Origin of the sequence: Bosea vaviloviae (assembly GCF_001741865.1) — a bacterium.
Taxonomy (GTDB): Bacteria; Pseudomonadota; Alphaproteobacteria; order Rhizobiales; family Beijerinckiaceae; genus Allobosea; species Allobosea vaviloviae.
This window is the reverse complement of sequence record NZ_CP017147.1, coordinates 1,123,946-1,143,718: the sequence shown is the minus strand read 5'-3', so window position 1 is coordinate 1,143,718 and position 19,773 is coordinate 1,123,946. Positions and strand designations below refer to the sequence as shown.

Genomic DNA, 19,773 nt, shown 5'->3' with positions numbered 1-19,773 from the left:
GGTTTCCCGCGTGGACGCCAGCAAGGGCGGCCATGTGGATTATCAGCGCTGCCTCTGGCGGCCGCTGCGTTCCAGCGCCCGGCTCCAGCGCGACAGGCCGTAGCAGATCAGCCAGTAGATCCCGCCGGAGAAGAAATAGGCCTCCATGTTCATGCCGACCCAGTTCGGGTCGGCAAGCGAGGCCTGGGCGATGCCGAGCAGGTCGAGGATCGAGACCACCAGCACCAGCGTGGTGTTCTTCACCAGCGCGATGAACTCGTTCGTCATCGCCGGCAGCGAGATGCGCAGCGCCTGGGGCAGGATGATCAGCCCGGTCGCCTTCCAATAGGTCAGGCCGAGCGCGGTCGCCGCCTCGCGCTGGCCCGAGGGCAGCGCCTGCAGGCCACCGCGCACGGCTTCCGCCATATAGGCCGCGATGACGAGGCCGAGCCCGATCACGGCGCGCGCCAGCCTGTCGATGCCGACGCCGCTGGGCAGGATCAGTGGCAGCAAGAGCGAGGCGAGGAAGATCACCGCGATGATCGGCACGCCGCGCCAGAATTCGATGAACAGAATGCTGACGAGGCGGATGACCTTGAGCTCGGATTGCCGCCCGAGCGCGAACAGAATGCCGAGCGGGATCGCGATCAGGCTGGAATAGACCGAGATGAACAGGGTGAGCATCAGCCCGCCCCATTCGCGCGTCTCGACCGGCCTGAGGCCAAAACCTCCGGCCAGGAGCCAGATGCCGAGCGGCGGCAGAATGACGAGAGAGAACAGGCCCAGCCGCAATTGCAGGCGCTTCGGCGCGAAGACGATCGCCACGACGCAGAGCAGGAACAGGATGCCGGTCAAATCGACACGCCAGCGCTGGTCGGCCGGGTAGAGCCCGTACATGAACTGGCCGAAGCGGGCGCGGATGAAGACCCAGCAGGCGCCGCCGGCCGTGCAGTCGTTGCGCGACGTGCCCGACCAATTCGCATCGATCAAGGCCCAGCGCAGGAACGGCACCGCGATCCAGGCGATGCAGAACGCGATGACGAGCGTGCCGACAGCCGTCGCGGGCGTGCCGAACAGGCGCTTGCGCCAGAGCGGGAGGGTGGCTTCACTCATCGCGTCACCAGCGCGATCCGGGCGTTGTACCAGTTCATCAGGGCCGAGACGGCGAGCCCGATGACGAGATAGACCGCCAGCGTCATGGCGATGATCTCGATCGCCTGACCGGTGTTGTTCAGCGCCGAGCCCATGAACAGGCTGACCACGTCGGGATAGGCGATCGCCGCTCCGAAGGAGGAGTTCTTCAGCACATTGAGATACTGGTTCGTCATCGGCGGCATCATCACCCGCAGCGCCTGGGGAATGGTGACGAAGCGCAGGATCTGCCCGCGTCGCAGACCAAGCGCCGAGGCGGCTTCGGTCTGGCCATGCGGCACGGCCTGGATGCCGCCGCGCACGATCTCGGCGATGAAGCCTGCGGTATAGGTCACCAGAGCCGCCAGCAGCGCGACGAATTCCGGGATCACGACGAAGCCGCCGCGATAGTTGAAGCCGCGCAGGATGGGGATGTCCCAGCGTGTCGCGAGGCTGGCCCAGGTTATGGCGAGGATCGGGACCAGGATGACCAGCACGAGGCCGATGGCGAGCACGGGCGCATCTCGGCCGGTGCGCTCCTTGCGCCTGCGCGCCCAGAACGCGACCAGCCACTGCGCCAGCCAGGCCAGCAGGATCGCAGCCACAGCCCAGCGGAAATTGGCGGGCGCATCGGGCAGCGGGATCGTCAGCCCGCGATTGTTGAGGAAGGCGATACCGAAGACGCTCAGGCTGTCGAGCGGCGCCGGCAAGGCCGCGATCACGCCGAAATACCAGAACAGCACGAAGAACAGCAGCGGGATGTTGCGGACGAACTCGATATAGGCCCCAGCCAGCGTCGAGAGCAGCCAATGCGAGGACAGCCTTGCGATGCCGAGCACGAAGCCAAGCAGCGTCGCCAGCACGATCGCGATCACCGTGACCAGCATGGTGTTGGCGACGCCAGCCCAGAACAGGCTTAGGATGTTGTCGGCCTGGGTATAGCTCGTCAGCACGAAGGGGACGTCGATGCCCGAGGTGCGCCAGAGGAAATCGAAGCCCGAGGCGATGCCGGCCTTGACCATGTTCTGCGAGGCGTTGCGCACGAAATAGATGGTCAGGACGACAAGGCCGGCGACAAGCGCGAGCTGGTAAATCCAGTCGCGCACGCGCTTGTCGTTGATGAGGGCGAGGGCTTTGGTCAAGCGGATCGCAGTCTTTGGAGGTTGATTGACGAAACGCGGCGTCATCCCGGGCAAGCGAAGCGCAGACCCGGGATCCATCGAAGGGCGTCGAACTCTACGATGGATCCCGGATCTGCGCCGCTGACGCGGCTTGTCCGGGATGACGGAGCGGTTCCGGAGGCCAATTCAGCGTGAATGCCGCCCTGCTCTCACTGGAACGGCGGGGTGAAGAGCAGGCCGCCCTTGGTCCAGAGCTGGTTCTGGCCGCGCTCCAGCTTCAGCGTCGAGCCCATGCCGACGGTGCGCTCGAAGCTCTCGCCATAATTCCCGACCTGCTTGATGACCTTGTACATCCAGTCGTCGGGCAGCCCGAGCATCGCGCCGAAGCCGCCTTCCGCGCCGAGCAGGCGGCGGACTTCGGTGTTCTTGGAATTGGCCTTCATCTCGTCGACATTGGCGGAGGTGATGCCGAGCGCCTCGGCGGCGATGGTGCCGTTCAGCACCCAGCGCACGATCAACTGCCAGCGCTCGTCGCCCCAGCGCGTCACCGGCCCCTGCGGATCGTTCGAGATCGGCTGGGTCAGGATGATGTGCTCGTCGGGCACCTTGAGCTTGACGCGCTGGCCGGCGAGCGCGCCGACGCCGGCGGTATAGGCGTCGCAGCGGCCGGAATCATAGGCGGTGATGGCGTCGTCGTTCTTCTGGAAATTGGTGATGGTGACCTTGAGGTTGCGCTCGCGGAACCAGTCGGCCGCGTTCTTCTCCTCGGTCGAGCCAGCGGCGACGCAGACCGAGGCGCCGTCGAGATCGGCCGCCGTCTTGGCGTTGGCCTTCTTGCGGACGATGAAGGTCTGGCCTTCATAGAAATTGATGCCCTGGAAGTTGAGGCCGAGCGTCGCATTGCGCGAGAAGGTGATGGTCGAGTTGCGCGAGAGCAGGTCGACCTGGCCCGATTGCAGGATCGGCCAGCGCTGCTGCACCGAGGTCGGGGTGAACTTGACCTTGGTCGCGTCGCCGAGCACGGCGGCCGCCAGCGCCTTACAGTAATCGACATCGAGGCCGGTCCACTCGCCCTTGTCATTGGCGAAGGAGAAGCCGGGCAGGCCGAGATGCACGCCGCATTCGATGTTGCCACGCGCCTTGATCGCATCGAGCGTCGGGCTCGGCGCGAGTTGCTGCGCGCTCGCCAGCGAGGCGCTGGCGGCGAGGGCCGCCGCGGCCAAAATTGTCGTCTTCATGATTGTCCGTCTCCCCGAAGCCTGAACGGCTTTTCGCGCTGAAGGCGCGACTATGCAACAGCCGGAGCGAGAGTGGTAGCGGGGGTGGCGATGGCTGCTGCGGGTGGGTTGCGGACTGGCAGCTTTCAGATGCGGGTGGCTGAGGACCGGACGTCCTCTTATCGACTGCAAGCGCTTCGACAGGGATTGCTTCGCCTGAAACCTCCGATCACGATCTGAGCGCAATGGAGATCGGGAGCCGATGATGAAGAAGTTTGACTATCGGTTCGATGCGGGCCCACTTGGTTCTGCCGACGAGCTTGCAGGCGAATGGGACGAGGGCAACTGCCGCCGAGCGGTTCAACTGTATCTTTTCTCTATGAGAGGAGAATTTCTTGAGCCGGATCGTGTGTTGTGCCCTGAGATATTTAACCAAACAGGCATCTTCGTTATCGATGTAGACCAGCAGTTCGATTTCGAGCGTTTGAACAACGGCGACGTTATCTTTGCTGAACGTTTGAAAGACGGCCGCGGTGTGGAGATTAACTGCGGACGAGCTACCTTTAGCTCAAGTGATGACTACGTGATTTCGCTTCACACCGCGCTATACACGGGGCACAAGAGTCGAGAAATTTGGCATGCTACCGCCATTGAAGGATCCAGTTGCTACTGGAATACGCAAAGATTTCTGGAATTCTATCGCCCCGTCGCCGCTAAACGACTGCTTTCAGCGTTGTCGTGACACCAGCGGAGGGTCCGATATGGGTCGAGAGCGGACCCTTTAATCAGGCCGCGCCGGGCCCGCTCCTCAGGATGAGGGCTCACCTTTACAATCGGTCTCTCAGCTTCCGAACACCGTGTTCAGCTGGCTGCCGACCATGATGAAGGTGGTGCGCTTGGGCACCTCCTTGAGGTGGACCGCGCCGATATAGGTCATCACCGAGCGCACCCCGCCCATCAATTCCGACATCGTGGCTTCGACCGGCCCGCGATAGGGCACCTCGACGGTCTTGCCCTCGACGGTCTTGCCTTGGAGGCGCGGTATTTGGCGACGCCGCCTACCGCCGCTTCCCCCTCGGCCCCTTCACCTCCGGCGTCTTTGCCCTGTTCTCCAGGTCGAGCTTGCGCCAGCGTGCCAGACGCTCGGGGTCGATCGCGCCCTTGGCCACGGCCTCCTGAACCGCGCAGCCGGGTTCGTGCTCATGAGTGCAGTCGCGGAAGCGGCAGAGCGGGCTTAGTTCCGTGATCTCGGCGAACAGCGTTTCGAGACCAGACGCCGCATCGCTGACATGGAGCGTGCGCATGCCCGGCGTGTCGATTACCCAGCCGCCGCCGGCAATCGCATGCAGCGAGCGCGACGTCGTGGTGTGGCGCCCCTTGGCGTCGTGGGCGCGGATATCGCCGGTCTGCTGCGGTTCGCCCTCGATGAGGCCGGCAAGCGCGTTCACAAGCGTCGATTTGCCGACGCCGGACGAACCGACCAGCGCGAGGGTGCGGCCCTCGCCACACCAGGGCGCGAGCGCAGCCGCTGCGTCAGGGCTGCGTGGATTGACGGTTGCAACAGCCAGCCCGCGTTGCAGGGCGGCGGCCTGGTCGAGATAGGGCTGCACGTCCGGCACGAGATCGGCCTTGGTCAGCAGGATGACGGGATCGGCTCCGCTCTCATTGGCCAGCGCAAGATAGCGCTCCAGGCGCGCGACGTTGAAATCAGCATTGCAGGAGGTGACGATGAACAGCGTGTCGATATTGGCCCCGGCAAGCTGCGGCGTCATGCTGCCCTCGGTGCGCCGCGCCAATACCGTCGCGCGCTCCAGCCGGCGCCGTAGCAGATGCGTGCCGGGCTCCACCAGAACCCAGTCGCCCACCGTGAAGTCGCCCGTATTGGTATGGACCGGCAGCTTGAGCCTGATCGGCCCATCGGGTGTGATTGCGCTCATGCGGGCGCGATGCACAGTGTCGATGCGCGCTGGCTGGAGGCAGGCGTCATCCGGTTCGCATTGATCTGCAAAGAAATCCGTCCAGCCCAACGCCGCAAGTGACAATGGTGCGGAGGCAGTGTCGCCTTGCGTCACAGTATCGCCCCACCGCTCGGCGTCCTCGTCATGGGCGACGATAGAGCGGGGTTTGGGCCGGCTTGCAAGCGCCGGAAGACGGAAAGTGAGCGTAATCCGTGGCGCCGATCGAGCAGATCGCGCCCTGGCCGCACCCTCACCCCCCGAACACCGTGTTCAATTGGCTGCCTACCATGATGAAGGTGGTGCGCTTGGGCATTTCCTTCAGCCTGACCGCGCCGATATAGGTCATCGCCGAGCGCACCCCGCCCATCAATTCCGACATCGTGCCTTCGACCGGGCCGCGATAGGGCACCTCGACGGTCTTGCCTTCCGAGGCGCGATAAGTGGCGACGCCGCCGGCATAGCGCTTCATCGCCGTGTCCGAGGACATGCCGTAGAAGGTCATGCCGACGGCGACGCTCTCGCCATCGCGCTCCTCATAGCGGATCTCGCCCTCGCATTCGTCATGGCCGGCGAGCATGCCGCCCAGCATGACGAAATCGGCGCCGGCGCCATAGGCCTTGGCGAGGTCGCCCGGCACGGTGCAGCCGCCATCGCCACAGACCAGACCTTTGAGCCCATGCGCCGCATCGGCGCATTCGATGATGGCCGAAAGCTGCGGATAGCCGACGCCGGTCATCTTGCGCGTGGTGCAGACCGAGCCCGGCCCGATGCCGACCTTGACGATGTCGGCGCCGGCCAGGATCAGCGCTTCCGTCATGTCGCCGGTGACGACATTGCCGGCCATGATCGCGGCATCGGGAAAGGCGGCGCGCGTCGCCTTGACCGTATCGACGAATTTCTCGGTGTAGCCATTGGCGACATCGAGGCAGATCTTGCTGATCGGCGCCTTCGCATGGACGGCCTTGAGCTTGTCATGGTCGCTCGCGGTGGTGCCCAGCGAATAGAAGGCGTTGGCCGATTCGGGCTCCTTGAAGAAGGCGATCAGCTCGTCGGCGCCGTAATGCTTGTGCAGGGCGACCATGGCGCCATGCTTCAGCAGGGCGCGGGCCATCGCCATGGTGCCGACCACGTCCATATTCGCAGCGATCAGCGGAAAACCGCTCCATTCCGTGCCGGTATGGGCGAAACGGAAAGTTCGGTTGACGTCGACATGGGCGCGGCTGCCCAGCGTCGAGCGCTTGGGCCTGATCAGCACGTCGCGGAAGTCGAGTTTTGGATCGTTCTCGATGCGCATGGTCGGGCCTCCGATAAAAGGGCGACGGCGCACGCGGTCGTGAGGAGCGTGCCGGGATTCATAGCCGCTTGCGCGGGCACCAGGCAATGCGGCGGCCTACGCCGGAATAACCGATTGCAGATAGAGATCGGTTTGGTAGATTGCCGGCAACAAGACATGACCAGGGAGAGAAACCAGATGTCCCTCATGCTGCATTTCCACCCGCTGTCGAGCTTCTGCCAGAAGGTACTGATCGCCTTGTACGAAAGCGGGACGCCATTCACGCCGAAGCTCGTCGATCTGTCGGACGCCAACCAGCGCGCCGCCTTCCTTACGCTTTGGCCGATCGGCAAATTCCCGGTGCTGGAGGATTTGGATAAGGGCCGGGTCGTGCCGGAATCGAGCCTGATCATCGAATTTCTCGATCAGAATTATCCAGGCCGGAATTATCCCGGCGCTTCGCCCTTCATTCCGCATGAACCTGCGGCCGCATTGGAGGTGCGCCACTGGGACCGCTTCTTCGACCTCAACGTCAATGAACCCGTGCAGAAGATCGTCGGCGATCGCCTTCGGCCTGACGGCCAGCACGATCCTGCGGGCGTGGCGCATGCGCGCGGGCGCCTGAAGACGGCCTGCGGCATGCTGGAGACGGCGTTAGTGGACCGACGCTGGGCTGCCGGCGCGGCATTCTCGATGGCCGATTGTGCGGCGGCGCCTGCCCTGTTCTATGCCGACAAGGTCATGCCCTTCGGGGCGGACTACCCGGTCACATCAGCCTATGTCGAGCGCCTGCGCGCCCGGCCATCCTATGCCCGCGTGCTGGCGGAAGCGCAGCCCTATCTGGCGATGTTCCCGCAGGCCCGGGACTAAGCTTTCGAGGTCTTAGAGGATGCTCCGGGATCCATCGGAGATGCGTCATTCTCGGGCTTGCACCCCAAGAATCTCATGACCAGAGCTCTCTGCTTTACGAGATGGTCGGGCTTGACCCACTGCTGTCCGGTTGGGGGTTTGGCCCCTGAGCAGATCATGCACGACTCTCCCCTCACGGGCGAAGGTGACGCGAAGTGCCGGATGAAGGGCGCGGGGAACCCTTCTCCCGTGTGGGAGAAGGGCAGGGATGAGGGCCCGCCGCTCGTTATTGAGGCGCAACGGAGCCGCAACGCCTTCTACTGAAAGGGCACACCCTCACCCCTGCCCCTCTCCCATCCGGGAGAGGGGTTCCCCGCGCCTGTCTCATTCGTCACCGCCCGCTGGAATGCCTGCGATGAACGGAGCTTTTCGATCGGGCGCTCGCGGCGAAGCGGACAATCGGGGGTCAAGCCCGAGCATGACGTCGCGGGGGCTTATGGTTTCCGAGATCACGCCTTCGGCGTGCCCCGGAATGACGGTGTGGATGATGACTCAGGAGGTTCCCAAACCGCCTCTCAGCCTGCGGCGCGTTGCGCCTCGGTCGCCTTGCGCGCCAGGACCGCCTCATAGGCCGCCCGCAGCCGCGATCCGACGCTGATCCAGCCGGGTTGCGTGCGCGCCGGATTGATGGTGCCGAGATGGCTCTCGCGCAATTCGTCCATGAACTCCTCCCAGAGCGCCGGTCCGCCTTGCGCGAGCAATTCCGCGCGGATCGAGAGCTCCTCGCTCACCGGCAGGAATTTCAACCCCCAGCCCGACATCTGCGCCAGCACCGGCAGCAATTGGATGCCCTTTTCGGTCAGGCTGTAGGTCAGCTTCTGCTTATGCGTGACGTCGTCGGCCCGCGTCAGGATGCCTTGCTCCAGCAAGGTCTTCAATCGGTCGGCCAGGATATTGGAGGAGATGCCCTCCTCCGATTGCAGCAGCAATTCGCGGAAATGCCGGCGATTGCCGAACATCATGTCGCGCAGCACGAGCAGGCTCCAGGCGTCGCCGACCACCTCGAGCGTGAGGTTGATCGGACAGCCTGATCGCGGGGCGTCGCTCACGAGATATCTCCGGAATGAAGCGAGAGGAAACTGCTTGCAATATCGTATCGGTCACGCCGGAAGGCAACCGATAGCATTTGCAGCTGACGTTCTCGGGGGGAGGCCATGGACCAGGCGGCTCCCGCTCGCCCTCTCCGATAAGGCGACCAGGCTCACGCCACCAAGCTCACGCCACCAAGTTCTTGGCCAGCATGCAATGCACGCCCTTGGAGCCGTTGACCGTCTGGGTCACGCGCAGATCGGCGGCGAGGCTGCACAGCATATAGGCCTCCTCGCGCGCAAGTTTCGTCCGCCCGACGATCAGCGCGATCATCTCGCGCAGCGCCTTCTGGGCGCAGATGTCCAGGTCGGGATCGATGCCCATGGTGATGTGGTGGGTCGGCGTCTCCGCCCTGGGCGTCGCGAAGGACAGGTCCTCGCGCAGGATGAATTCGAAGGTGCCTTCAAGCGCGGTCTCGATCGCGGTGACGCAGACCTCGCCATCGCCCTGCGCGCCATGGCCGTCGCCGCAGGAGAACAGCCCGCCCTCGACGAAAACCGGCAGATAGAGCGTCGAGCCCGCGACCAGCTCCTTATTGTCGAGATTGCCGCCGAAGGCGCGCGGTATGAGCGAGGTCAACCGGCCCCAATGCGCTGGAGGCGCCGTGCCCATCACGCCGAAGAAGGGCGCCAGCGGCAGCTCCATGCCCCAGGGCAGATGCGCCAGATTGGTTTTCGCATCGAGCCCGATATGGATCAATTTATGCGTGTCGAACTCGTCGGGCAGCGTGCCCGCGAGCGGCTTGATCATGGTGTAGCCCCAGTCGGTACGCAGCGTCACCTCGCGGATGCGCACCTCCAGCACCTGGCCGGGCTTGGCGCCCTTCACCGCGACCGGGCCGGTCAGGATATGGCCGGGCACCGAACGGTCGGCCTTGGCATGGATTTCGTGGATCTCGGGCAGCACATGGAAGCCGGATTTCGGCTGCGCCTCGGCCGGACCGGTGACGGTGCGGATCGTGACGCTGTCGCCACTCGCAATCGTCAGCACAGGCTTGAGCGCGGCGTCGAAGAAGCCCCAATGGCAGGTCGAAAGGCCGGCCTCGAGCAGGTGATGGGTCACGGGCGGCCTTTCCAAGGGGAGGTTTCAGGTCAAGGGCCCGGGCTGGGAGCGATTACCGGCCGGGCATTCTTGCGGATGGTGTAGAGCGTTGCGCCGATGACGATGGCGGCGCCGATCCCGGTGGTCAATGCCGGGATTTCGGCGAAGAACACGAAGCCGGTGAAGCAGGACAAGATCAGCCGGGTGAAGTCGAGCGGCGCGAGCGCGGCCGCCTCGCCGACCTGATAGGCCCGCGTGAGCAGCCATTGTCCCGCAGTGCCGAACAGGCTGAGCACGACGAGCCAGAACCATTGCTCCGGGCTCGGCTGTATCCAGAACCACCAGCACGGCACAGCGAGCACCGCCATCAGCACGACGCCCTGATAGAGCAGGATGGTCTCGGTGCGCTCGGTCGCCGCCAGCATGCGCACACTGACGGTGACGCCGGCGCCGAACAGCGCGCCGGCGACAGAGGCCAAGGCATAGATGTTGAGCCCGTTCGCGGAAGGATCGAGCATGATCATCACGCCAGCGAAGCCGATGATGGTGGCGGTCCAGCGCCGCGAATCCACCTTTTCCTTCAGCACGAGCACGGCAGCGATGGTGACGAAGAAGACCTGGCTGAAGCCGATCGCGGTCGCCTGTGCCAGCGGAATATGGATGACTGCCGAGAAGCCGCACAGCATCGAGACGAGCGTGATGAGGCCGCGCGTGACCTGAAGCCCCGGGCGTGTCGTTCGCATCAGCAGCGGCAGCGCCGAGCCCGCGATCGCGACGATGACGAGGCTCATGATGATCTGGCGGATCATCAGGATCTCGATCAGCGGGATCGCGGTCCCGACATGCTTCATCGCGCCGACCATGACGGCGTAAACCAGGAGCGACGACAGCATGTAGACCGAGCCGCGCAGATTGGGGCTCGCAGTGAGCCAGCGACTGGCGACGTCATATCGCAGCCGCGCGATCCAGCCACGCGGCGCGGGCGCCGCGATTTCGGATATCGAGCTGAGGACGATGGGCGGAACGGCCTCCGGAGGCGGCGGCTCGTCGGCATGCAACGGACGGAACGAGGCGTCAACGGCGTCGTCATCGAAACCCGAACGGCCCTGCCGCCCGGTTAGTCGCTCTTCGCTCATCGCCCGAACCATCGGCCGCGCATTTTTAGCGCGCGGCTCGTTTCCATCCCCGATGCGAAACCATTGATGAAACGGGCATCTTCCGCCAGAGGCCCGGACACATGCCTGGGTTGTGTAGGGCGAGCCGACCGATGCGTGCCGGCGGCAAGGGCGGCATTCCAGCCCCGGTCTGTTGCGCCCATGCAAAGGCGTGTAGGAGGCCTCAATCTTCCGTGGGCCTGTGCCTGCATCACGCTTGCCGGAGTTCAAGTCTTGCCGGGATTCAAGTCGGACGTATGAGGGATCTGCTGTCGAGTCTGTCGGGGGGCCTTCGTGCGCTCGCGCCGGGGCGTTTCCCTTATCGGCGTTTTACGTTGGCGTTGGTCCTTGGCGGTGTCGGCGGCTGGCTCTTCGTGCAGGGGCGGTTGCCGTTGCCCTGGATGCTGGGCTCGATGGTGGTCTGCACGATCGCGGCGCTGCTGCGCCTGCCCGTCGCCGCGCCGGCGGTGATCCGCCCGCCGATGACGATGGTGATCGGCGTCATGCTCGGCGCCGGCTTCAAGCCGGAGGTGATCGGCCAGATCCCCAACTGGCTGCCGACCATCGCCGGCCTCGTCCTGTTCATGTGCGCCTGCGGTTTCGCCTGCGTCGGCTATTTCCGCAAATTCGCGGGGTTCGACCCGGTCACCGCCTTCTTCGCCGGCATGCCGGGCGGCCTGGTCGAGATGGTCACGGTCGGCGAGGAAAAGGGCGGCGATGCCCGCATCATCGCGCTGATCCATTCCGCCCGCATCCTGCTGGTGGTGATGACGCTGCCCTTCATCGTGCAGTGGATCGGCGGCGTTCCGCTCGGCGGCACGCGGGTTGCCGGGCCGTCATTCCAGCAGACGCCGCTTCTCGCCGAGGCCAGCTTGCTGGCCTGCGGGCTGGCCGGCATCGTCGTCGGGCATTGGCTGAGGCTGCCAGCGAAATTCCTGCTCGGGCCGATGCTGGTCAGCGCCGCAGTGCATCTGGCGGGGCTGAGCAACGCGGTTCCGCCTTTCGAGATCGTCAATGGCGCGCAGCTCGTGCTCGGCGTCACCATCGGCTGCCGTTTCGTCGGCACGCCGCCGCGCATCATCCTGCGCGTGCTCATGCTCTCGGTCGGCTCGACGGTGCTCCTGCTGGTGTTGACCTTGAGCTTCGCCTGGCTGGTCGCGCTGGTCTCGGTCCACGGCCATGTGCCGTTGATCCTGGCCTATTCGCCGGGCGGCCTCGCCGAGATGAGCCTGATCGCGCTGGCGCTGCACACCGAGGTCGCCTTCGTGGCGGCCCACCACATCATCCGCGTCTTCCTGGTGATGGTCTGCGCCGGCCCGCTCTTCGGCGTCATCATCGGCAAGCCAAAAACGGCTGTTGGGCGAGTGGCGAATGGCGAATAGCGAATGGAGATTAGCGAGTGGCGAATAGAGATTGGCTGCGGATACCGCGCCCGTCCCTTTACTCGCCATTCGCCACTCGCCATTCGCCATTCGCGGCGGCAAGCCCCTGCGCCAGCCCGGCGGCCAGCGCCGCGCGTTGGCCGGTCATGAAGGCGGCCCCGTCCAGGCGCTGCCGGTCGCCGGCACGGATGGTGCCAAGGCGCGCAATCAGCGCCTGCGCGAAGGCCTGAGGCGTATCGGCGATGCTGAAATTCGCCGGCATCTCCGAAAAGCCCCGGCAGGACAACGTCGTCGCCACAGCGGGCAGGCCGAGCTGCATCGCCTCGATCGTCTTCAATTGTACGCCGGTGCCGGCGCGGCTCGACAGCGCCACGATCCGGCAGGAACGCAGGAACTCGTCGGCATCGGGCACCCTACCGACAAGTGTTACCTGCGGCGGCAGGTCCGGCATCTCGCTTGACAGCCGGCCGGCGACAGCGACCGTGATGTCGGATGGCAGCAGCGGGCAGATCTCGCGCAGGAACCAGTCGAGGCCGATGAAATTCGGCGCCCAGGTCCAGGTTCCGATCAGGCCGATATCATAGGCGGGCGCGGGTTCCGCCGTCTCAGCGGCAGCGTTGCGGGCGGGGCACGAGACCAGCGGCAGCGCCGCCGACTTCGCCTGATATGCCGGGCCGAGCGCGGCGCGATCCGCCTCGGCCAGCGTCCAGACGAAGCGCGCCTCGTCCCAGAGCCGGCGCTCGATGCGCTCCAGCAGCCTTGCTTCGCGGGCGAAGAGCCGGCGCAGCAGCGGATTGGCGCTGTGCGCCGCGCTCTGCCGCGCCGAGACATGCTCGATATTATGCTCGACCAGCACGCAAGGGCCCAGGCTGAGCAATTCCGGGAAGGCGCCCGGCAGCATCACCGAATTCAGGATGAGCGCATCGAACGGTCCATGCGCCCGCACCGCTTCGATCAAGCGGCCCTCGCCGGCCAATCGCAGCTTCGCGCAAGCAACCGGCAGACCCTTCGCCAGGGCGGCCAGTATCCATTGCAGCTTGCGCCGGGCCGGTACGGCGGCGTTCTCGATATCGATGGCGTCGATCACGACCGCGCCTTCGGGAACGGCTGGAACCTCGCCCGGCCGCAGGAAGCCGATGGCCGTGACCTCGTGACCGGCAGCGCGCAGCGCGTCGAGGATCGCGGCATTGGCGATCTCGAAACCGGTGTCGGGCCGGGCGACCGGGATCAACGAGGTCAGGAAGGCGAGGCGCAAGACGGGCGGCCCTTTGGCAGTGGAGGCCGCGAGAGAGACGCAGATCCTATCGCAGGGTCAAGTCCATCCGAGCGCCAGCGTCAATGTTTTCTGGTGCTTGGCTTTCTGGCACTTGGCCCCTGTTCCGCGACGATCGCGCACACGGAACCTTAAGCGCCCTGATGCAGTCTGGCGCGCCATGGCCCCGACCGAGAATGACCCGATCTTCGATGCCGCCGCCGCAGCGCCGCTCGCGGTGACCGGCTTCGACTCGACCGAGACCTTCACGATCGTCGCACGCTCGCCGGAGGAGGCCTTGCGCGGCGTCGAAAGCGTCGTCTGCGTGCCGACCTTCAAGCGGCCCGACATGCTGGAGGCGACCTTGCGCTCGTTGGCCGCGCAGCAGGGCGGGCATGACTTCGCAATCATCATCGTCGAGAACGAAGGCGTCGAGCGTGCCGGCGCCACCCGCGCCAAGGCGCTGCTGGAAGCCGGCCTGTTCAAGGGTCTCGTCATCGTCGAGCCGCGCCAGGGCAACTGCAAGGCCTATAACGCCGCCTGGCGCTGCGCCCTGACGCGGTTTCCGGCGCTCGAGCAGCTGCTCGGCATCGATGACGACGAGCAGGCCGAGCCCGGCTGGCTCGGCGCCTTCCTGCGCGCGGCGGAGACGGCTCCGGCCGAGCTCTTCGGCGGCTCGGTCACGCCGGTTTTCGAGGATGCCTCGCGCGCCTGGCTGAAGGCGCACCCGGTGTTTCGCTCGCATTATGCCGCGACCGGCCCGATCCCGATCCTCTATTCCAGCGCCAACTACCTGATCCGGCGGCAGGTGCTGGAGCGGCTGGGTTTCCCCTTCTTCGACGAGAGCTTCGATTTCACCGGCGGCGGCGACAGCGATTTCTTCTCGCGCGCCAAGGCGGCGGGCTTCCGCTTCTGGTGGGTGCAGGAGGCGGCTCAAGTCGAGACCATGCCGGCGAGGCGCAGCGAAACCGGCTGGATCGCGGCGCGCGCTTTCCGCAATGGCGCGCTCTCGGCGCAGATCGCGCGGCGCCAGCAGCCCGGCCTGGCAGGCCGGCTCAAGGTCCTGGCGAAATCGCTGACATTGCTGGCCGTCTCGCCCTTTCGCGGGCTCGCTTTGGCCCTGCGCACGCATTCCATCCTGATCGGGCTTTATCACGCGCAGGTGGCGCTGGGCCGATTGATGTCGGAATTCGGCGTCGCCAACGAGCAGTATCGCAAGCCGGAGAAGAACTAGAGCGTTTTCGAGCGAAGTGGACACCGGTTCGCGTGAAGAAAACGCGTTAAAACAATGATCTAGAGCAATGAACGATCCAGTCGGATCGGAGATTGCTCTAGGGCGTGACCCGGTATCTCGAGGTCAATCGCAAGCCGATCACAGAGACCAGGAGCGCGAACCAGACCGGGTCGGCGCGGCGGAAGAAGAAGCTCTCCAGGCAGGCCGAATAGACGCAGAACAGCCAGATCCGGAAGAAGAGCTCGGCCAGCGCCTTGTTCTCCGGCGTGGGCAGGACGCGGTGATGGTCGCGCAGCGGCAGCAGGATCAGCACGATCAGGCCGAGCATCAGCCCGGGAACGCCGAGCCCGATGGCGAGGTCGACATAGCCACTATGGCCATGGACCATGCCCTGGGCGATGCCGGTCTCGCCTTCGCCGATATCGGCGAACATGACATAGTCGCTGCGCCAGAAGCCCTCGAAGCCATAGCCGAGGATCGGCCGGTTCCAGAGCCTGTCGAGCGCGAATTTCCAGATCTCGGTGCGGCCGGTGAAGGTCTGGCCGGGGCTGAGCGCCTGCAGGGCGGTGTCGATCGACTTGAACAGCACGGAGCCGATGGTTGCCGTGAGCAGCAAAGCGAGCGGGCCGAGCGCCAGCAGCGCGCGCAGCCACAGGCTCCTGATCCGCGCGCAGGCGAGCCCGACCAGCACGACGAAGGGCCCAAGCCCCATCGAGGTCTTGGAGCCGGTGAAGAACAGGAAGACCGTCGCGAGCCCGGCAAGCGCCCAGCCCAGGCGCGGCGATGTCGTCGTCACGAAGATGCCGATCAGCACGAAAACCACCATCATCGCGCCGGCGATGTTCTTGTGGTCGAACAGGCCGCGCCAAGCCCCGGCATGCTCGGGTTCGAGCGCATCCCCGGCCGAATGGACGGCGATATCGGGGTAGATCACGAGGCCGGCATAGCAGATCAGCACCACGATCAATGACGCCGTGCCGATGAGGCTGGCAAAATGGCGCCGGCCCTGGGGCAGCAGCATGACCGAACCGGCGATCACCAGCACCACCAGCGTAAAGCGGAAGGCGCGCATCGAGACGTCGGAATTGGCCGACTGGATGACGCCGATCGTCATCCAGGTGATCAGCAGGATCCAGCTCGGCCTGAGATAGGCCTGCGCCGCCCGGCCGCCCGACAGGGCGGCGCTGGCGATGCCGAGCACGGCGATCAGCGAGAAGCTGAGCTGGTTGATGACGTTCGCGGTGTCCTCGTTGGGAACCTCGTAGCTGCCCTTGAACGGGCCGGTCGAGATCCAGACGAGCAGGAAGGCCGCGACGAAGATGAAGCCGCGCAGATTCTGGCCAGCCTCGCTCCCGGCCGCTGCCGGCGTCGCGCGCGCCTCGATGCCGGTCGCGCTCATCAAGCCTCGTTGACGACGAAGCCGCGGATCTTGGCGGCGTTGGGGCCAAGCGCGTCATTGGCCTGCGCCAGATCGCCGGCGGCGACCTCGCCCTTGCGGATGACGAGGATGATGTCGTCGACGGCGTCCGCGAAGCCTTGCGACAGGCCGTCGCTGCCCAGCGCCGCGCCGTCGATCACGATGGGTCCGAAACGTCGCGCCGCGGCGAAGAAGCCGTCGCCGATCTGCTCCGGGGTGACGAGATCGACCCGCCCGACGCGAGGCAGGAAGAACAGGCCGGTGCCTTCGTCCTGCAAGGCCGCACGCACGAGGCCGGCCGCCCCCGTAGCGATCTCATGAAGGCCGGCTTGCGCGTCCGCCGCGAACACCTTGGTCAGGCTGTTCTCGCCGAGGCCGGCATCGACCAGCAGCGCGGGCAGACCCTCCTGCGCCGCGTCGAGCGCGAGATTGAGCGCGAGCGTCGAGGCGCCGGCATTGGAGCGCAGTCCGAGCACCAGGACGCGGCGCCTGGCGCTGGGGGCACCCTCCTTGGCCAGTGCCATCCTGGTTGTCCTGATCGCCTTGGCAAAGGCGGCGTTGGGCTTGTCGAGCACATCGACGAGATGCGCCTTGGACTGGAAGACCGAGCGCGGCTCGTCCTCGTTGCGCCGCCAGCGCCGATGCCTGACGGCAGGCAATGTGGCGAGCAAGGGAGCGGCTGCTGCCTGGACGATCTCGGGAAGGCGCTCGGCCTGCCCGCCCTGGATGGTGGTGAAGCGCCGCCAGCCCGTCTTCGCGCCAGCGGGCTGGGCGTCTGGCGCGGTCGGAGCTTTGTCCGGAACAGGAGCGGGAGCGAGATCTTCGGGCGGGCTCGCTTCGATGGCAGGCGCGTCCGGCTCTGCCTGCGCTGGCGTGCGCGTCCGGCGCCGCCAGAAGCTGAACCCGGCCGCAGGCTGCGCGGCGGGAGCCGGAAGCGGGCCGCTGGCCATCAGAGCCAGTCCGATCGCGAGCATGGCGCCCACGCCGCCACCGCCGATGCCGCCGAGCATCGCGATGGTCCGCCGCGTGATGCCGCTCTTCTCCAGCGGTGGCATGGCCTGGCTGATGATGCGGGCATTGGTGGTGTCGATGCCGGCGAGCTCGCCGGTTTCGCGCGCGCGCCGCAGAAAGGCGTCGTAGACGACGCGAGAGGATTCGACCTCGCGCTCGAGCTCGCGCAGCTCGACCGAGGCGCGGCTCGCGGCATATTGCGTCTTGGTCAGTTGGTCGACGCGCCGGGAGATCTGGCGCTCGGCTTCGACGGCGCGATCGTACTCGACCTTGGCGGCGCGGCCGATGCGGGCGAGCTCCTCTGCGATCTGCCGGCGCGCGTCGCGCACCTGCGCCTGCGCCGAGGCGAGCGCCGGGTGGCGCGCGCCCAAGGAGGCGAGCAGATCCGCCTCCTTGTTCAGCGCCGCGCCGAGCTGCGAGCGCAACGCCGTCATGGTGTTGGAGGCGACAGCCTCGGGCACCGCGCCAGCCTCGATGCTGGCGGCGCGTGTCGCCAGCGTCTGGTCGTATTTCGCCTTGGCCTCGGTCGCCCGCGTGCGCAGCGCCACAAGCTGGGCGTTGTTCAGCGCGAGCTGCTCCTCGGTCATCGATTTGCCGCCGAAGCCAACGATGTTGTTGGCTTCCTTGTATTTCTCCGCCTTGTCCTCGGCGCTGCGCAGGCGGTTGCGCAATTCCTCCAGGCGACCGGTGAGGGCGCCGGTGGCGCGCTGCGCGGCATCGGCCCTGACCGAGGCCTGGTCGTCGAGATAGGCGTTGGCCAACGCATTGGCGATGCGCGCGGCCTTCGCGGCCTCCTTGGACGTCACGGAGATGTCGATGACGAAGGTGCGCTCACCGCGCCGGACGGCAACGCTCTTGTCGAGCGCCGCCAGCGCGTAGAGCATGCCTTCATGCGCCGGCGCGCCACTGCTCGGCAGAAACTCGGACAGGATGCGCATCAGCCCGGACTTGCTGGCCTCTCCGCCGAATTCGGGATCCTTGTCGAGCCCTTCGCTCTCGACGACGCGCGATTTGATGCTGTCGGAGGCGATGACGCGCGCCTGGCTTTCGAGATAGCCGGTGATCGAGGTCGGGTCCCCGCTGACGGCGTTCGGCGAGACCTCGTTCTGGAGCACGCGCAGGTCGCGCGGGTCGATGAAGAGCTGCGCCGTCGAGATGTATTTCGGCGGCAGCAGCAGGCTCGCCAGCCCCGCGAGAACCAGGCCCAGCAGCGCCGACAGGATGATCAGCCCCTTGCGGTTCCAGAGCGTGGCGGCGAGCCAGGCTGGATCGGTCAGGCGCGCAAGCGCGTCGGGCGCAACTGCAGCCGGGGCATGTGCCTGCTTGCGGCGCTCCTGCCGCTTTTCGGCCGGCTCTTCCGCTGCCGTTTCGGTGGTGGTGAACATTATACCACGCTTCACTCTGTCGTTCCTGCCAGAGCGTCGACGGCGCTGATCGCCGCTCCGCAGGCATGCATCCGGCCAGGCATCAACCGGCACTCCGTCGATAGCGGTTGAGCACGTTCATCATCAGTTTCGGCTTGTAATCGGCGTCCAGCGGCAAGGGCCGCGCCTTCGCCGTGTCTCGCCGCGGAAAAGTCTCGTGAATCCAGGAATAGCGGTCGCATAGCCCCCAGGTCACGATCGCCTTGGGTGGACGGGCCGTGGTGACGGCGTTGAGATAGGTCGAGACCAGACTGGCGGCGGCGCGGTCGCGCGTCGCGATGTCGGCCGGCAGCTTCCAGTCGATCACGTCGAGCTCGGTGATCTCGACATCGACCGCGAGCTTACCGAGCGCCTCGACGAAGAGCTGCACGCCGTGGGTGTCGATCGGGTTCTCGGCATAGAGATGCGCCTGCATGCCGACGCCGTGGATCGGGATGTTTTTATCCTGCAGCTTGCGGACGAGATCGAGCGCCGTCTGCCGGCGCGCGGCGATCAGCGGGCTTGGTTCCTCGAAGGCGAAGTCGTTCAGCACGAGCCGCGCCTTGGGATCGACCCTGGCGGCGGTGCGGAAGGCGATCTCGACATGCTCGGGGCCGAGCAGGCGCTGCCAGATCGTGTCGCGCATCGGCTCAGGGCGTGGGTCGAAGCGGATGACCTCGTTGACCACATCCCAGGTCGCGATCCGGCCCTTATAGCGGTCGACCACCACCTCGATATGGCGGATCAGTTCGCGTTCTGCCTCAGTGCGGCTGGTCATCGCCTTGGCCCAGGGCGGCAAGGCTTCGCCCCAGAGCAGGGCATGGCCGCGCACGGCCTGGCCGTTGCGCTCGGCGAAGGCGATGAGCTCGTCGGCGCCCGAGAAGTCGAACTTCGACCGGTCGTGCCGCAGGGCCTCCCATTTCAGGTCGTTCATCGGCACGATCACGTCGCAATAGCGCTTCAGCGCCTCGCGATAGAGCGGGTCCTCGCGAAAGGTCTCGATCTGCGCCGCCGAGCCGAACGGAATTGGCGCGCGCTGCGCCGCGGCGCGCGAAGCCGTGAGCCCGGCCGCAACCAGCCCGGCGCCAGCGAGCAGCGCGTCGCGCCGCGTCAAAGGCGCGTCATATCGGGGCGGGGCGGGCTCGTTCATCGCGCGGTACAGTTCCGTTTCGTTTAGGGTCGCTCAACGCCTCTCGGCTAAG

Annotated in this window: 17 protein-coding genes; 4 read left to right on the top strand and 13 right to left on the bottom strand. The window is 65.9% G+C overall.

Annotated features, from left to right (window positions below):
* Positions 1-42: 42 nt before the first annotated feature.
* From BHK69_RS05400 to BHK69_RS05390, 3 genes are all read right to left on the bottom strand, one after another.
* Positions 43-1,092: an amino acid ABC transporter permease gene (locus BHK69_RS05400; RefSeq protein WP_069689210.1), complete on the bottom strand. Its 1,050-nt coding sequence runs from the start codon at positions 1,090-1,092 to the stop codon at positions 43-45.
* Positions 1,089-2,252 carry an amino acid ABC transporter permease gene (locus tag BHK69_RS05395; protein WP_244548407.1) on the bottom strand — a complete coding sequence of 388 codons (1,164 nt, stop codon included), beginning with the start codon at positions 2,250-2,252 and terminating at the stop codon, positions 1,089-1,091. Before BHK69_RS05395 ends, BHK69_RS05400 begins: the two co-directional genes overlap by 4 nt.
* A gap of 188 nt (positions 2,253-2,440) precedes the next feature.
* Positions 2,441-3,469 (bottom strand): amino acid ABC transporter substrate-binding protein, encoded by a 1,029-nt coding sequence (locus tag BHK69_RS05390; protein ID WP_069689209.1) that lies wholly within the window; start codon positions 3,467-3,469, stop codon positions 2,441-2,443.
* Between the two features lie 244 nt (positions 3,470-3,713).
* On the opposite strand from BHK69_RS05390, the gene BHK69_RS05385 reads away from it, so the two are divergent.
* Positions 3,714-4,190, top strand: a complete 477-nt coding sequence (locus tag BHK69_RS05385; RefSeq protein WP_148663324.1) for a hypothetical protein — start codon at positions 3,714-3,716, stop codon at positions 4,188-4,190.
* 99 nt (positions 4,191-4,289) lie between these two features.
* Here BHK69_RS05385 and BHK69_RS33040 read toward each other — a convergent pair whose 3' ends face one another.
* The 3 genes from BHK69_RS33040 to BHK69_RS05375 all read right to left on the bottom strand — a co-directional run bounded on the left by BHK69_RS33040 (position 4,290) and on the right by BHK69_RS05375 (position 6,700).
* The gene (locus BHK69_RS33040; RefSeq protein WP_244548406.1) at positions 4,290-4,448 is read right to left on the bottom strand and encodes an IMP dehydrogenase; all 159 of its coding nucleotides are present in this window, start codon (positions 4,446-4,448) and stop codon (positions 4,290-4,292) included.
* A gap of 58 nt (positions 4,449-4,506) precedes the next feature.
* Positions 4,507-5,520: a ribosome small subunit-dependent GTPase A gene (gene rsgA, locus BHK69_RS05380; protein WP_069689207.1), complete on the bottom strand. Its 1,014-nt coding sequence runs from the start codon at positions 5,518-5,520 to the stop codon at positions 4,507-4,509.
* 136 nt (positions 5,521-5,656) lie between these two features.
* Positions 5,657-6,700: a GMP reductase gene (locus BHK69_RS05375; RefSeq protein ID WP_069689206.1), complete on the bottom strand. Its 1,044-nt coding sequence runs from the start codon at positions 6,698-6,700 to the stop codon at positions 5,657-5,659.
* A 177-nt stretch (positions 6,701-6,877) separates the two neighbouring features.
* On the opposite strand from BHK69_RS05375, the gene BHK69_RS05370 reads away from it, so the two are divergent.
* Positions 6,878-7,549 (top strand): glutathione S-transferase family protein, encoded by a 672-nt coding sequence (locus tag BHK69_RS05370; protein ID WP_069689205.1) that lies wholly within the window; start codon positions 6,878-6,880, stop codon positions 7,547-7,549.
* Between the two features lie 554 nt (positions 7,550-8,103).
* Here the strand turns inward: BHK69_RS05370 and BHK69_RS05360 are convergent.
* The 3 genes from BHK69_RS05360 to BHK69_RS05350 all read right to left on the bottom strand — a co-directional run bounded on the left by BHK69_RS05360 (position 8,104) and on the right by BHK69_RS05350 (position 10,854).
* On the bottom strand, positions 8,104-8,637 hold the full coding sequence (locus BHK69_RS05360; RefSeq protein ID WP_069689203.1) for a winged helix-turn-helix transcriptional regulator: 534 nt from the start codon (positions 8,635-8,637) through the stop codon (positions 8,104-8,106).
* Between the two features lie 166 nt (positions 8,638-8,803).
* Complete coding sequence (locus BHK69_RS05355; protein ID WP_069689202.1) at positions 8,804-9,739, bottom strand: acetamidase/formamidase family protein; 936 nt, start codon at positions 9,737-9,739, stop codon at positions 8,804-8,806.
* 29 nt (positions 9,740-9,768) lie between these two features.
* A complete protein-coding gene (locus BHK69_RS05350) occupies positions 9,769-10,854 on the bottom strand; it encodes a DMT family transporter (protein ID WP_158516158.1) in 1,086 nt (361 codons plus the stop codon).
* Between the two features lie 353 nt (positions 10,855-11,207).
* Between BHK69_RS05350 and BHK69_RS05345 the strand changes: the two genes are divergently transcribed.
* Complete coding sequence (locus BHK69_RS05345) at positions 11,208-12,254, top strand: AbrB family transcriptional regulator (RefSeq protein WP_244548404.1); 1,047 nt, start codon at positions 11,208-11,210, stop codon at positions 12,252-12,254.
* 58 nt (positions 12,255-12,312) lie between these two features.
* Here the strand turns inward: BHK69_RS05345 and BHK69_RS05340 are convergent, their stop codons facing one another.
* The gene (locus BHK69_RS05340) at positions 12,313-13,509 is read right to left on the bottom strand and encodes a glycosyltransferase (protein WP_069689200.1); all 1,197 of its coding nucleotides are present in this window, start codon (positions 13,507-13,509) and stop codon (positions 12,313-12,315) included.
* A gap of 178 nt (positions 13,510-13,687) precedes the next feature.
* Between BHK69_RS05340 and BHK69_RS05335 the strand changes: the two genes are divergently transcribed.
* Positions 13,688-14,740, top strand: coding sequence for a glycosyltransferase family 2 protein (locus BHK69_RS05335; RefSeq protein WP_083269131.1), 1,053 nt, complete (start codon positions 13,688-13,690; stop codon positions 14,738-14,740).
* 97 nt (positions 14,741-14,837) lie between these two features.
* Here the strand turns inward: BHK69_RS05335 and BHK69_RS05330 are convergent, their stop codons facing one another.
* From BHK69_RS05330 to BHK69_RS05320, 3 genes are all read right to left on the bottom strand, one after another.
* Positions 14,838-16,139 carry an O-antigen ligase family protein gene (locus tag BHK69_RS05330; protein WP_069689199.1) on the bottom strand — a complete coding sequence of 434 codons (1,302 nt, stop codon included), beginning with the start codon at positions 16,137-16,139 and terminating at the stop codon, positions 14,838-14,840.
* Entirely contained in the window at positions 16,139-18,568 is a 2,430-nt protein-coding gene (locus BHK69_RS05325) for an exopolysaccharide transport family protein (RefSeq protein WP_148663323.1), read from the bottom strand. The genes BHK69_RS05330 and BHK69_RS05325 overlap by 1 nt, the downstream gene beginning before the upstream one ends.
* Before the next feature lie 67 nt (positions 18,569-18,635).
* A complete protein-coding gene (locus BHK69_RS05320) occupies positions 18,636-19,721 on the bottom strand; it encodes an endo-1,4-beta-xylanase (protein ID WP_083269130.1) in 1,086 nt (361 codons plus the stop codon).
* Between the last annotated feature and the right edge of the window lie 52 nt (positions 19,722-19,773).

Excerpts from the sequence above, each read along its gene's own strand:
- BHK69_RS05400 (WP_069689210.1), bottom strand. The coding sequence starts at position 1,092 with ATGAGTGAAGCCACCCTCCCGCTCTGGCGCAAGCGCCTGTTCGGCACG.
- BHK69_RS05390 (WP_069689209.1), bottom strand. The coding sequence starts at position 3,469 with ATGAAGACGACAATTTTGGCCGCGGCGGCCCTCGCCGCCAGCGCCTCG.
- BHK69_RS05385 (WP_148663324.1), top strand. The coding sequence starts at position 3,714 with ATGAAGAAGTTTGACTATCGGTTCGATGCGGGCCCACTTGGTTCTGCC.
- BHK69_RS05375 (WP_069689206.1), bottom strand. The coding sequence starts at position 6,700 with ATGCGCATCGAGAACGATCCAAAACTCGACTTCCGCGACGTGCTGATC.
- BHK69_RS05370 (WP_069689205.1), top strand. The coding sequence starts at position 6,878 with ATGTCCCTCATGCTGCATTTCCACCCGCTGTCGAGCTTCTGCCAGAAG.
- BHK69_RS05350 (WP_158516158.1), bottom strand. The coding sequence starts at position 10,854 with ATGAGCGAAGAGCGACTAACCGGGCGGCAGGGCCGTTCGGGTTTCGAT.
- BHK69_RS05335 (WP_083269131.1), top strand. The coding sequence starts at position 13,688 with ATGGCCCCGACCGAGAATGACCCGATCTTCGATGCCGCCGCCGCAGCG.
- BHK69_RS05330 (WP_069689199.1), bottom strand. The coding sequence starts at position 16,139 with ATGAGCGCGACCGGCATCGAGGCGCGCGCGACGCCGGCAGCGGCCGGG.
- BHK69_RS05320 (WP_083269130.1), bottom strand. The coding sequence starts at position 19,721 with ATGAACGAGCCCGCCCCGCCCCGATATGACGCGCCTTTGACGCGGCGC.